The organism is Bacteroidales bacterium (assembly GCA_035342335.1).
GTDB lineage: Bacteria > Bacteroidota > Bacteroidia > Bacteroidales > JAGONC01 > JAGONC01.
Genome location: DAOQWY010000016.1, coordinates 69,820 through 82,809, shown reverse-complemented (window position 1 = coordinate 82,809; position 12,990 = coordinate 69,820). Strand labels below are relative to the sequence as shown.

General features: G+C 50.1%; 12 protein-coding genes. 3 read left to right on the top strand and 9 right to left on the bottom strand.

Annotation, left to right across the window (positions count from 1 at the left end):
* The 3 genes from PKI34_09295 to PKI34_09285 form a co-directional block, all read left to right on the top strand.
* Positions 1-482, top strand: a 482-nt coding sequence (locus PKI34_09295) for a hypothetical protein (protein HNS18001.1), incomplete at its 5' end; no start/stop codon positions are given.
* Between the two features lie 15 nt (positions 483-497).
* Complete coding sequence (locus tag PKI34_09290) at positions 498-1,568, top strand: hypothetical protein (GenBank protein HNS18000.1); 1,071 nt, start codon at positions 498-500, stop codon at positions 1,566-1,568.
* A gap of 148 nt (positions 1,569-1,716) precedes the next feature.
* The gene (locus PKI34_09285) at positions 1,717-2,517 is read left to right on the top strand and encodes a head GIN domain-containing protein (GenBank protein ID HNS17999.1); all 801 of its coding nucleotides are present in this window, start codon (positions 1,717-1,719) and stop codon (positions 2,515-2,517) included.
* Between the two features lie 72 nt (positions 2,518-2,589).
* Here PKI34_09285 and ligA read toward each other — a convergent pair whose 3' ends face one another.
* The 9 genes from ligA to PKI34_09240 all read right to left on the bottom strand — a co-directional run bounded on the left by ligA (position 2,590) and on the right by PKI34_09240 (position 12,977).
* A complete protein-coding gene (gene ligA / locus PKI34_09280) occupies positions 2,590-4,650 on the bottom strand; it encodes an NAD-dependent DNA ligase LigA (GenBank protein HNS17998.1) in 2,061 nt (686 codons plus the stop codon).
* A 19-nt stretch (positions 4,651-4,669) separates the two neighbouring features.
* Positions 4,670-6,247, bottom strand: coding sequence for a glycosyltransferase family 39 protein (locus PKI34_09275; GenBank protein ID HNS17997.1), 1,578 nt, complete (start codon positions 6,245-6,247; stop codon positions 4,670-4,672).
* A 22-nt stretch (positions 6,248-6,269) separates the two neighbouring features.
* Positions 6,270-6,857, bottom strand: a complete 588-nt coding sequence (locus PKI34_09270; protein HNS17996.1) for an HD domain-containing protein — start codon at positions 6,855-6,857, stop codon at positions 6,270-6,272.
* 71 nt (positions 6,858-6,928) lie between these two features.
* Complete coding sequence (locus PKI34_09265; GenBank protein HNS17995.1) at positions 6,929-7,759, bottom strand: ATP-binding cassette domain-containing protein; 831 nt, start codon at positions 7,757-7,759, stop codon at positions 6,929-6,931.
* Positions 7,746-8,684, bottom strand: a complete 939-nt coding sequence (locus PKI34_09260) for an ABC transporter permease (GenBank protein ID HNS17994.1) — start codon at positions 8,682-8,684, stop codon at positions 7,746-7,748. The genes PKI34_09265 and PKI34_09260 overlap by 14 nt, the downstream gene beginning before the upstream one ends.
* A 15-nt stretch (positions 8,685-8,699) precedes the next feature.
* The gene (locus PKI34_09255; protein ID HNS17993.1) at positions 8,700-9,947 is read right to left on the bottom strand and encodes an STAS domain-containing protein; all 1,248 of its coding nucleotides are present in this window, start codon (positions 9,945-9,947) and stop codon (positions 8,700-8,702) included.
* A complete protein-coding gene (locus PKI34_09250; GenBank protein HNS17992.1) occupies positions 9,940-11,064 on the bottom strand; it encodes an ABC transporter substrate-binding protein in 1,125 nt (374 codons plus the stop codon). Before PKI34_09250 ends, PKI34_09255 begins: the two co-directional genes overlap by 8 nt.
* Positions 11,065-11,079: 15 nt before the next feature.
* Positions 11,080-12,258 carry a SpoIIE family protein phosphatase gene (locus PKI34_09245; GenBank protein ID HNS17991.1) on the bottom strand — a complete coding sequence of 393 codons (1,179 nt, stop codon included), beginning with the start codon at positions 12,256-12,258 and terminating at the stop codon, positions 11,080-11,082.
* Between the two features lie 92 nt (positions 12,259-12,350).
* Positions 12,351-12,977, bottom strand: coding sequence for a hypothetical protein (locus PKI34_09240; GenBank protein HNS17990.1), 627 nt, complete (start codon positions 12,975-12,977; stop codon positions 12,351-12,353).
* Positions 12,978-12,990 lie beyond the last annotated feature (13 nt).

Genomic DNA, 12,990 nt, shown 5'->3' with positions numbered 1-12,990 from the left:
GGTTCCGGCAAAAACTCCTGGAGCTCAACAATCCAAAGAGAAGGCCCATCCGTTTCCAGCAGCTTTGGAGGGTGGCAGCGATCATCCTGGTCATCATAACTGCTTCATTTGCCATCAATTATTTCAACTTGATCCCAAAGACGATGATCAGAGGGACCTCGGCAAGCGAACTTCCTCCTGAATTAAATGATGTTGAAATGTATTACGCAACGCTGACCGATGAAAAACTTCAGCAAATTGAATCGCTGGCCACCTCGAAAGAAGAAGCGGCGAGGATCCGGAAACAGGCTCTTGCTGAGGTAGGTGAACTGGAAGATTCCAACATCCAGTTGCAGCAGGAATACGCCGCGAGTGGTAAAAATGAAAGGGTGCTGGATGCCATCGTCAATAATTACAGGATCATCACCAGCCTGCTTGACCATATCATCACTGAATTATCAACGAATAAAAGTTCCTTGCAGTCAGAGCATCAATCCTCTTAAGAAAATATAAATCCCATGAAAATAAAAGAAATAGCCCCGTTTCGCCTCCTGCTGATCGTTCCTTTCACCGTGGCCTTCATCACGGTAAATGGCAGCGGGGATAAATTTACCCGTACGATCAATAAGGAATTTGCCATTGGCACCGATGCACATCTTTATGTGGACAATCAATACGGGAAGATCCACTGCGCAAATTGGGACCGGAGTGCCATCTCGCTGGAGGTGACCATTTCCGTGGATGCATCCAGTGAGCAGAAAGCTGCCCGCATCTTTGACATGATCCGTGTGGAAATGCACGGATCGGCTTCTGAAGTGGTTGCTGAAACGGAGATCAGCGACCAATTCAAGGGGAATGGTGACAATGTTTCCATTAAGATCGACTATATGATTCACATGCCCGAAAAAGTTGCACTCTCACTGGAAAACAGGTTCGGGGATATTTTTATTGAGAATGTAAGGGGTCCGGCTGCCATTGACCTGAGTTACGGCAACCTGGAAGCCAGGAGCCTGATCAATTATGATAATGAACTGGAAATCAAATTTGGCAAGGCATCCATCGGGATGATCACGGAATTTTCGGCTGATGTCAAATATTCCGACTTCATCGTGTATGAAACCAAAAAGATGGATCTTGAATCCAAGTTTTCCACGGTTCGGATCGAAAAAGTCACCGCAGCAGAGATTGACTCGCAGTATGATACATTCACGATGGGCGATGTACAGACGGCTGACATCCATGCTGAGTTCTCCACCGTGAAGATTGCCAAACTGCTCAGGAAAATCGGGATCGACTCAAAATACGGCTCTGTCCAGTTAAAATACATTGCTCCTGATTTCACGGAAGTCAGGATCTATAATCAGTTCGGGAGTATTGAAGCCGTTGTTGATGAAGAGGCAAGTTATCAGCTGGATGCCACCATCAAGCTGGGCTCATTGAGCTATCCGAAGGAGAAAGCTTCTCTGATAAAGGACTCCGAAAACCCGACAACCACCCTTTACCACGGCGTGATCGGCGATGACAAAAGTTCGGCTTCACGGATCTATATCGAAAGCAGCACGGCGGGGGTGGTGATAAAGGCGTGGTAAAAAGGCACAAAGGCACAAAGGCACAGAGGCACAAAGGCACAAAGGCACAAAGGCACAAAGGCACAAAGGCACAAAGGCACAGAGGCACAAAGGCACAAAGGCACAAAGGAAATCAGAAATATGAAAGGATGAATTAAAAATAAGAGTGATGAAAAGAATTTTTATGATAGGATTGGGAGCTGTTTTAGCGATCAACTGCAGTCTCGCACAGGTATCGCAGGAAAGGGATGTCATGCCTTTCAAGGCAATTGAGAACAGGAGCTCGGTCGACCTGATCATTTATCAGGGATCTTCGCCACGTGTTGTCATTGAGACGGACGAGGGTGTTATGGACAAGGTTGAAACCTGGGTTGAGAATGGCATCCTGCTGATCGAGCTGGAGCGGTGCCCGGTGAGCATAAAAACCCTCAAAGCCTACATCACGGTCGCCGGCCTGGAAAAATTACATATCAACGGATCGGGTGATTGCCTGACGGAAACCCTGCTCGAAGTGCCTCACCTTGAAGTTAAAGTCAATGGTTCAGGCGATACACACCTGAATCTGAACGTTGAGGCGCTTGACCTGCGCATCAACGGATCCGGGGATGTGGAGGTGTATGGCACTGCTTTGACGACCAATATTGGGATCAACGGATCGGGCGATGTTGACTTTCACAGCGACGCCATGGCGGAATGTACGGTGAAACTCACCGGTTCAGGCGATGTTGAACTTTCGGGAACGGTAGGCAACCTCACCATCAAACAGGTCAGCTCAGGTGATGTGGATGCCGGGGATCTGAAGTCCGATGTTTGTTCCGTCGAGAAAACCGGCTCCGGGGATACCAGTGTCTGGGTCGACGGTGATCTTTCGGTATCATCCAGCGGTTCAGGAGATGTATATTACAAGGGTCAGGCCAGCGTAAAGTCCATATCAGTGACAGGTTCGGGGGAAGTTCACAGGATCAGGTAAAGACCGGCCGGCGAACAGCAAACGGCGAACGGCGGACTGATTTATACGAACCAGTTTGTAGTTCGCTGTTCGCTATTTGTCGTCTTTTATCCCCAGGATCTGTATGAATTCCCTTTCGGTGATCATCTTGATCCCAAGTGTCCGGGCAAGTTCCAGCTTTTTGGGTCCCATGTTGGCTCCTGCTACGATCAGGTCTGTTTTGGAGCTGACGCCTGAAACATTTCTCCCTCCGTTCACTTCGATCAACCGTTTGATCTCCTCCCGCGAAAACCGAGTGAACACGCCACTGACTACAACAGCTTTGTTTTCAAGTTTAGTGGAGACCAGTTCCACTTCTTCCTGGCCGGCTTTCAGCTGAATGCCGGCTTCTTTCAAGCGTTCGATCAGCCGGGTGTTTTTTGGATTCCTGAAAAAAGCCTGGATGCTTTCTGCGATCTTTTCACCGATTTCATCCACCAGGATCAGCTCCATGTAATCAGCCTCCATTAACCTGTCGATGCTTTTGTAATGCTGTGCGAGTCGTTTTGCTACCGTTTCACCCACATACCGTATCCCAAGAGCAAACAGAACCCGGGAAAAGATGACCTTTCTGGAGGCGTTGATGCTTTCAAGGATGTTGTTCACCGTTTTCTCCCTGAAGCTGATCTTTTTTTCTTTTTTATCCTCCCCGGCGGCATAGATCTTTTCAAGCCCGTAAAGGTCCTCATATTTCAGTGCATACAGGTCGGCGACATCCCTGACCAGCCCGTTTTCATAGAGGATTCCGATTTTTCCTTCACCCAGGCTTTCGATGTTCATGGCCCTGCGGCTGATGAAATGTTCGAGTCTTCCCTTGATCTGCGGGGGACATCCCTCCTCATTCGGACAATAGTGTATGGCTTCTCCTTCCTTTCGCACAAGGGCTGTCCTGCATTCGGGGCAGTAGGTCATAAATTCGACAGGTGCAGCCTCCGGGGGCCGTTGCGGCAGGTCCACACCAACGATTTTCGGAATGATCTCACCTCCTTTTTCAACAAAGACCGTATCGCCGATCCGGACATCCAGCTTTTTGATGATATCCGCATTGTGCAGCGATGCCCGCTTGACGATCGTGCCGGCCAGGAGTACCGGTTTCAGGTTGGCGACAGGCGTGACCGCCCCTGTCCTTCCCACCTGAAAGTCGATCGAAAGCAACCGGGTGGCCACCTTTTCCGCCTTGAATTTATAGGCAATGGCCCATCGCGGAGATTTGGCCGTGAATCCCGTTTCCTCTTGCTGTGCAAGAGAGTTTACCTTAATGACGACCCCGTCAATGTCGAATGGTAATTTGTAACGTTCTACATTCCAGTAATTTATGAAATCAAAAATTTCTTCTACCGTTTGGCACTTTGCCACATAGGGGGAAATCCGGAGCCCCCATTCGCGGGCTTTCATCAGGTTATCGTAGTGGTTATCAAAAGGCAGTTGTTCCCCCAGCACATGATAGAGAAAACAATCGAGCGGGCGGCGTGCGACAAGGGCGGAGTCCTGCATTTTCAGACTACCGGCAGCCGCATTCCTGGGATTGGCAAACAGAGGGTCCCCGATTTCCTCCCTTTCCTGGTTGAGCTTTTCAAATCCGTCCAGTGGGAGATAAACCTCACCCCTGATCTCAAAGGCAGGTGGATAGTCGCCCCTGAGCTGCAAGGGTATCGACCGCACGGTCCGGATATTGGTCGTCACATCATCACCCTGGATCCCGTCACCCCGGGTGGCCGCCAGCAGCAGCCTGCCCTCTTCGTACCGCAGCCCAATGGCAACACCATCGTATTTCAATTCACAGACATATTCAATCGCTCCGCTGGTAAGCTTTCGAAGTCGCTTGTCAAAATCGGTGATCTCTTCTTCAGAATAGGTATTGCTAAGCGAAAGCATGGGGTAGGTGTGGACGACCTGGCGGAATTCCTTTGTGATTTCACCGCCCACACGCCGGGTGGGTGTGTCTTTGCCGGTCAACTCAGGGAATTCGCTTTCAAGCTGTTGAAGCTCCTCCATGAGCTGATCGAATTCAAAGTCGGTGATCACCGTATCTGCCAGCACATAATAACGGTAGTTATGGTCGTTGATCTGATCCGTCAGCTCCCTGATCCGCCGTTTTGCTTCCTCAACCGTCATAATCTGATATCTGATATCGTTAATCGTTTATCTTATTTGGAAAAAAGTCCCTGTTCCGGTAGATGATCACTGTCTGATTGGCGTTGACCGGATTGAGCCAGTAGAGAAAACGGTCGGCCAGCCCAGGCTCTATCCTTGTTTCATATTCAATGTTGGGCAGAACGGTTTTGATTTCATCCACACGCTGATCGATCGCCTTGTCCTGGAAAAGAAGTACAAAGCGGGGATATTTCGCCTTGCCGTACACCTCCAGTTGCGTCTTCAGGGAATCCACAGGGTGGGTACCGCTGATGGAATAAACGTTTAATTTCTGCCCGCAATAATAGGAGGGAGGGATCAGCACCTCGTGACGGAAGGTGTCGTCGAACAGCACAAAATCAATGCCCGGGTAACGCGACAGGTAGGTCATGGATTCCACGCGCGCTTTTTTCGAGTACATGGTGGTGACGAAAGGTAACAGCATCAGGTTGATGATCCAGAAGAAGATCCAGCAGGCGGCGAGCAGGCGCCGGCGCTGCTTCCAGAATCCGGATTGCCTTACAAATTCCTGCCATCCCGTGATACCGCTTATGATCAGAAAGGGAACGATGGGTATGATGAACCGTTCCTGTTTGTTGGGAAATACCGAATGGAAGACCAGGAAAAGAATGACCGGGATGAACAGGAGCATCTGTTTTTTCCAGTTCCTGAAAAGTCCGGTGAACAGAAAGATGCTGACAGGGGGTACCAGCATGACCAACAAAAATACCAGGTAGTTGTACCACGGGCCGATGATGTACTCGAACCGGTGATGGATGTTGTAAAGGACATATTGCCTGAGCTCTGCAAAAGGGGTTTTCCAGATGAAGAAATCAATGACACCCTGTGTCAGCAGAATGGAAAGGACCAACCCGAGCAAAAAGGTCAGGTTTTCTTTCCATCGCTTTTCCAGGATCAGGACAAGCCACACACCCGCAATGTATACAAACACCTGATAACGAACGGCAAATGCCAGTCCAAACAGGAATCCTGCCAGCAGGGCTTTCCATTTCCATCCCCGTGAGGCTGTCAGGAGGTGCCAGGTCCCCAGTACCATGAAGGGGATGCAGACGACTTCAACAAGATTCCGGACGCTGAGCCAGGGCATGAACCAGCAGGCAGCCAGCAGCAGGCCGGTGAGGCGGGCGGTTTTATCATCAGAAAGTTTAAGCGCAATCCGGTAGCCATACCCGACGGTGATCAGGGAGAAAACGGCATGGATCAGCCTGACAATGAACATCTGTGTTTGCGGAGAGTGAATGGACAGGGATTCCAGAAGCTGGAACACAAGGTACATGAATCCGATATAGAAAAAACTATGACCTGAAGGACCCTCGTTTTCTTCACTCCACGGCAGCCAGTTATCGTAGTCCTCCCCGATGGCCCAGGAATGGGCAGGTTCAATGATGATGAAATGATCGTCGTGCATCCCAAATCCTCTGGCGAATACAGAGGCAATAAGCCGCAGGACGATGGCCAGCAGCACAATGACCGCAAGAGGTTTTTCCTCCCAGTATTTGATCAGAAATTTCATCGTCCCTGTCAGCGCCGGCAACATGGATCTTTCAGTCCAGGCCATGTGCGCCTGGAGTGCTCTTTCGTTAATCTTTGATCAGTTCCCTGATCTCGGCAAGATGGACATTTTTTTTCTCCTTTCGCAACGTGATGGCGGAAGGAGTGTAGTAATCATGGTTTGCCAGGAAATTCATCTGCAGCCGGTACCATTCGTAAAGGGATGTCGTGAAAATATTCAGCTGGCTCCATTCATATCTGAGCCGGTGAGCGATCATGTAAAAATCATCCCTGCCGAGGTAGTCAAGGTCGGCATCGCAGAGTATCTTTTCCAGCTTTGTAGCGGCATTCTGTGGCAGTTTAGTCGACAGGATCATTTTGTTGATGATTTCAATGTCCTTCCCTGAATATCCATAACCGGGGAGGAACTGTCGGGTAATGATCCCGGAAGCCTCTTCGTGGTCACCGTACCGGATCAGCATTCCGGAATCGTGAAAAAGGGCAGCTGTTTTCAGCAGCAGCAGGTCGTGCCCGTTTTCCTTTTCCAGCGAGGCCAACCGCTCGACCGATTCAAGAACATCCAGCGTATGTTCGAAATTATGGTACTGCAACTCCGGCCGCAGTTCATTTCTCAGCTTGTCAATGATAAATTTCTTGGCTCCCTCAAAGTCAATCATCGAATGATGGAAAATTAGGTCGTAAAATTAGGAATTTATACCTTTGGATCTTCAGGATAGGTAAATTGTGGTTACAAATAGTTTTGACGGAACATTTCCGCAAGGGAAGGATCGATGAGATCCTTTTTTCTGATCTCATCAAAAAATGCCATCAGATCGTTGACTTTCAGATTCTTTTTTTCTTCTCCGGTGATATCCTTCACGATTTTTCCCCGGTGAAGCATCAGGATTCTGTCGCCAAGAAGAATGGCCTGCTGCATGGAATGTGTGACCATCAGGGTAGTCAGGTGATCCTTTTCGACGATTTCGCGGGTGAGCTGAACTACCTTGGAGGCTGTTTTGGGATCCAGGGCGGCAGTATGTTCATCCAGCAGCAGGATGTCGGGTTTCACCCACGAGGCCATCAGCAGCGTGATGGCCTGGCGCTGACCTCCGGAAAGCTTTCCAATGGGTGTCTGGAGCCTGTCTTCCATTTCCATGTTCAGCGATTTGATCCGTTCCCTGAAAAGGGACCTGCTCCTTGCGTTCAGGGCCAAGCCCAGTCCACGGGGGGATCCTTTTTTTGCTGCCAGCGACAGGTTCTCGGAAACGGTCATGTCAGGAGCGGTGCCGGAGAACGGATTCTGAAAGACCCTGCCGAAATGAAGTGCCCTTTTGTGCTCAGGTTTATGCGTGATATCCTTTTGTTTGAACAGGATTTTACCGGAGTCGGGCAGGAAGGTCCCGGCAACTGCATTCAGCAGGGTCGATTTTCCGCTGCCGTTGGTCCCCACCAGGATGACAAAGCTCCCGGCCTGGATTTCGCAGCTGATCCCCTGCAGTGCCCTGACCTCATTGGGGGTGCCCGGGTGAAAGGTCTTCCAGAGATCGATGATCCTCAGTATGGGTTCACCTGTAGTCATTCATCAAGGGTTTGATTCTGAGTTTTTTTAACAGGGTTGGTAACACCAGGGCGATCAGGACGAACAGGGCTGTGATCAGTTTAAGATCGTTTGGATTCATGCCTAACCGGAGTGCAATGGCCACCAGTATTCTAAAAAAAACAGAGCCCAGGATCGCGCCCATGATCAGCAGTCCGACACTTCGTGGATTGATGAGCGCTTCACCAATGATCACGCTGGCAAGTCCCCATACCAGCATGCCTATGCCCATCTGAGCGTCTGCAAATCCCTGGTACTGGGCAAGCAGGGCACCGGATAGGCCAATCAGTCCGTTGGCCAGCCCGATCCCCAGGACAATCATCCGATTGGTGTTGACACCAAGTGCCCTGATCATCTGTTGATTGTTCCCGGTAGCTCGCATGGCCGTGCCAAAATGGCTGGAGAAAAACCAGCGCAAGATCCATCCGATCAGTGAGATGGTGATAAGCAACACGGAAGCAGCCATGATGTCTCTGGCTTGAACGTTCCACCCGGCCAGGTTCAGGATGCCGGTAGCAGGGAACACTACGCTGCTAAGTTTTTCCACGTACGTAAACAAAGTCGTCTGTGTAAGCAGGGGAATATTGCTTTTGCCCATCACGTGCAGATTGACCGAATATAAAGCGGTCATGACCAGTATGCCCGCCAGCAGGGCATTGATCTTGAATTTGGCGTGAAGGGTCCCTGTGACCATGCCGGCGATGAAACCTCCCAGAAATGCGAGCAGGGTTCCAACCAGCGGATGCAAGCCCCCTTGAATGGCAGCTGCAGCCAGTGCAGCACCAAAGGTGATGGATCCTTCCACGGTGATGTCGGGGAAATTGAAGATGCGGAAACTGATAAAAACTCCGACTGCCAGAAGCGAGAGAATTAGTCCGATGATCAGGGAGCTTATCAGTAAACTCATGGTCGTGCCTTTCGATCAGTTTTTTTCCAGCGTTTCTATCTCGCCCATCCAGACCGTACCAGTCTGAAATTCGCTTTCTCCGATTCCTGCATGGGGCCGTTCATCATTAAGCAGGTGAAGGATCGTTTCGAACTGGTGCTCCTCCACCAGGCGATGTATCACCTCCTGCGGATCATCCCATTGTTTTTTCAGCGGATGATAAGAAAAGACGGCAGTATGCAAGTGTCCCAAAAACGGTGAGCCGGACTTCAGCGGCCGTCCATATCCATACGCTTCATCATTTGTTGCCAGGGCGACCATACCGGTGGTGACCGTCAGCCTGCCGCTGAACTCGGGTTCTGTTGTAACGGTTACCTGTTGTTTGATTTCCGGAAAGGAGAACAGCGGGTTTGACAGCTCACCCGACAACGGATCCGCTGAAAGTGCAGCCCCCACAAGACCTGTTGTTTCAGCCACCATGACCATGCCGGCCCTTCCGAAAGGGATCAGCCCGTGAAGTTGAGCAATGAGGTCGCTGAGGTATATCTTTTTGTTCGGACCTGTCATCTCAAACCGTATTTTGTGCGAAAATTTTCCTTCAAAGAGAAGCCCGTAGAGGAGGTTGACACGCGGTACCATCCGGCCAACCCTGCTCAGGTAGTCGGGTTTTTTCCGGCCATCTGTCGGTAAACAGGCAATCACGTCTCCAAGTCCGATAAATTCACCCATCCGGTGACAATAATCACCAAAATCATCACCAAATGCTCCGATGCCAGCACCGTAGAGGCCGGAGTGAAAGTCAACGGAACGGACGCTGGCTGGTGTAATGTTCCGTGTGGTCAGATCGCCTGCAGATCCGGTGATCCATCCTTTCAGACCTTCTTCCGTAACAAAGGGTTGAATGACATACCTGACGTGACCGACGAGCGATTCCCCGGTCTGTTTTTTGGGCTCCTCCGGTTCAAGGTGTTCTTTGCCCTGCATAAGTTGCATCAGCCCAGCCATTTCAAGGATCGTTCTTACCTGCGGGGAGGTTTTCATAAGAACAAATGAACCCTGGATCTCTTTGAGTTTTTTGTAATAATTCAGGAAGATCCTTAAACCTGCTGAACTGACATACGTAATCCCGGCAGTATCCACTGAGATCGAATAATGTCCATCGTGGATGCAGGTATCCATCTCTTCACCCAGAATGTCCGACCAGTAGGCGTCGAGCCTTCCGTTCAGTACCAGAAGAAGTTGCCCTTCCTTAATTTCTTTACGGATGGTAAATTGTTCACTCATGATCTTTCACTTCAATCAAATACGCCTGGTAGGCCGCCGGTATCTTTATCTCTGATTTTTCAGCAACGTGTTTATTGATCAGAATATCGGTCTTGCTGACAAACTGAAAGGGAATTGCTGCAGGATCTTCACCGGCGATGACCCTGGCCAGCAGGTAAACCCCTTCAATGCCTGCCTGGTGGTAATCCCTGGCAACGGCAGCCAGGGCTCCATCCTTGATCTGGGGGGAGTCAAACGTGAAGTAAGGTAAATGGCAGTCATTGGCCACGCGGATGATCTGAGGGAAAGCTGCTCCCGTTATGTTATCGATGACCTGGCAGATGGCCTGGATATCCATTGCAGCAAGCGATTGGACTGCATTGCCGATTTCAGATGCAGCATTCACCGGAACGGCTACCAGGGTCAACCCGTTGGAGGCCAGGGTGGATTCAAAGGTCTCCTTGTTCACAACGGCATTCACTTCCGACGGATTGAACAGCGTGCCAACTCTTGTCATCCCCGGCATCAGCGCCCTGACCAGCCTGACCATGCCTTCAAAGTCGGACAGGGTCGAGATCCCGGTCATGTTCGGCCGGTGTTCTGTAAAGCTTGTTCCGGCACCGGCAGTAACAGGATCAGCCACTGTGGTAAAGATTACGGTTTTGTGCGGCAGCTTTCTGCATGCAGCCTGAAGGGTAGGGGTGGAGGTTGTCATCACAAAATCGAATGGTTTGACGGCTACAACATCCATGATACTGTTCAACATGGTGATGTCGCCCTGGGCATTCATGATTTCAAGCAGGTAATCCTGATCTGCTACCAGACCAATCCTGTTCAACCCATCTTTTATGCCCTCTTCCGTATATTCCGTAAAGGGACTGTCGGAGTATTCGATCAGGGCCAGTCTCATTCGCTCAACCGGCCATCCCTTTGAAAGCCCTTCTCTGACATAGGCTTTAAATTCAGGGGTGATCTCATCATCCATCAGCATTGGTACGGTAAGGTTTTGATAGGTCTTGTTTCCCTTCCCGGGTTCGGGATGACGGTTGTGGCGGTCGGTAAAAAGCAGGATAAGCGCTACAAGGAGGACCCATAGCAAACCTTTGAAGATGGAGGGTGTTTTTTTCAGTCGGAGCACGGTCTTTCAGGGATTTTATGCTGGGTTATACCTCACCACCATCATTGTGATATCGTCTGATTGCTGAGCACCCAGGGTAAAGTTTTCAATGGCTGACGAAACCTGCAGGATGATCTCACCCGGTGTGTTCTGACTGGCAGCCTTCAGCGCCGATTCGAGGCGTGCTTCCGAAAAAAGTTCATAGTTGACATTCATGGCTTCTGTCACCCCGTCGGTGTAAAGAAACAGCGCTTCTCCTGGCTGGAACTTTGTGCTTTTCTGATGGTAAGGCACATCATCGATGGCCCCGAGCACGACATCGCCGGTTTTCTCAAGGCTTCTGACCATCCCTCCCCGGCTGATCACATAAGGTGGGTTGTGCCCGCCGTTGGTATAGTGGAACTCCCCGGTCTGGGTATTGAGGATTCCGTAAAAGACCGTTACGAACATCTGGTTTACGTTTTCCTTGCAGAGCAGCTGGTTGGAGTATTCCAGGCACTCCTTTGGCGGAAGGCCTTTTATGGCGGCTGCCCGGATAATGGTGCGGCTGACCGCCATGTAAATGGCGGCCGGGATGCCTTTATCTGAAACATCAGCGATCACCAGCCCGATATGGTCCTGATCGATCAGGAAAAAGTCGTAGAAATCCCCCCCGACCGACTTGGCTGCATTCATAAAGGCGTGGATGTCGAAATCGGTCCGGTCGGGAAAGGGCGGGAATTTCTTTGGAAGAATGGAATGCTGGATCTCGGCCGCAATGTTCAAATCGTGCTGCAGGGCAACCAGCTCTTCGTGCTCTTCATTTGCCTTGTAAAGAATCCGGATCTGTTCGATGGTCTTATGGATCGTGATCTCCAGATCATCAAAATTGATGGGCTTTGTTATGAAATCAAACGCACCCCGGTTCATGGCGGTCCTGATGTTGTCCATGTCTCCGTAAGCAGATACGATCACGGTCTTCAGGGCAGGATTTTTCAGCTCATTGAGCCTTGCCAGCAAGGTCAACCCGTCCATTTCGGGCATGTTGATGTCCGACAGGATGATGGATGTATCCGGGTGCTCCAGAAGGAGCGCCAGTGCCTGAAGGCCGTTCGCTGCAAATTCGAATCTCCATTCGCTCTCTTTGAGTTGCTTCCGGAATTTCTGACGGAAAAGGATCTCCAGATCCAGCTCATCGTCTACAATCATGATCTTGATCGGATCATTCTTTGCCATATGGTTCTTTTGGTTTACGGGTAAGTGATTCTGTTATGACTTTCCAAATATAGCAATTTCGATCCATTAAATTGACTATGGTTCCTCCTTTATCAATCAAAAAGTGTTTCTTTCGGGCTGATGCTCCCAAATATGGCGTACAATCCAAACATGGCAGCGTACTTGTCGTAGGTAAAATCATAGTACGGTGCAGCCCAGAGGTGGATCGATGGCGCGTCCACCAGGGTATAGTCAAAACGCGGTCCAAGTGCCCGGATGGTGAATTCCTTGATCCCCTCGGCTCCAACCTTGAAGGACCCGAAATTGTAAAAGAACTGCAGTGCAAAACGGTCGGTATCTGTACCGATGCCGTGTCCGAAAAGGCCCAGCAGCGAAAAATTTCCTTTGACAAGGTAAAAGTTCGGCATGATCCGCATCAGGTGATCCCCTTCATTCTGAATGCCGACCATGCAGCCAACATAAGCCCAGTTGGCGACCTGATAACCGATTCCGACATCTCCTTCCGACCAGTTAGGGGTGGCGTAAAAATAACTGTTAAAGGCCAGACGGTCGGTAAACCAATGATCTGCCTTGAGTGAAAGCCTGGGTTTGAACTCGCCCCGGTAAATCAGATTGAATTCATGGATCATGAAGGTGGTCTGGGCCTGCATTTTTCCAGTCATCAGGATGAAAGCCAGCAACACGAGGTTAGAAGATCTTCGGATCAGGTACGCATTCATTTCTTCTTCACTT

Excerpts from the sequence above, each read along its gene's own strand:
- PKI34_09285 (HNS17999.1), top strand. The coding sequence starts at position 1,717 with ATGAAAAGAATTTTTATGATAGGATTGGGAGCTGTTTTAGCGATCAAC.
- PKI34_09245 (HNS17991.1), bottom strand. The coding sequence starts at position 12,258 with ATGGCAAAGAATGATCCGATCAAGATCATGATTGTAGACGATGAGCTG.
- ligA (HNS17998.1), bottom strand. The coding sequence starts at position 4,650 with ATGACGGTTGAGGAAGCAAAACGGCGGATCAGGGAGCTGACGGATCAG.
- PKI34_09270 (HNS17996.1), bottom strand. The coding sequence starts at position 6,857 with ATGATTGACTTTGAGGGAGCCAAGAAATTTATCATTGACAAGCTGAGA.
- PKI34_09275 (HNS17997.1), bottom strand. The coding sequence starts at position 6,247 with ATGGCCTGGACTGAAAGATCCATGTTGCCGGCGCTGACAGGGACGATG.
- PKI34_09240 (HNS17990.1), bottom strand. The coding sequence starts at position 12,977 with ATGAATGCGTACCTGATCCGAAGATCTTCTAACCTCGTGTTGCTGGCT.
- PKI34_09260 (HNS17994.1), bottom strand. The coding sequence starts at position 8,684 with ATGAGTTTACTGATAAGCTCCCTGATCATCGGACTAATTCTCTCGCTT.
- PKI34_09255 (HNS17993.1), bottom strand. The coding sequence starts at position 9,947 with ATGAGTGAACAATTTACCATCCGTAAAGAAATTAAGGAAGGGCAACTT.
- PKI34_09265 (HNS17995.1), bottom strand. The coding sequence starts at position 7,759 with ATGACTACAGGTGAACCCATACTGAGGATCATCGATCTCTGGAAGACC.
- PKI34_09290 (HNS18000.1), top strand. The coding sequence starts at position 498 with ATGAAAATAAAAGAAATAGCCCCGTTTCGCCTCCTGCTGATCGTTCCT.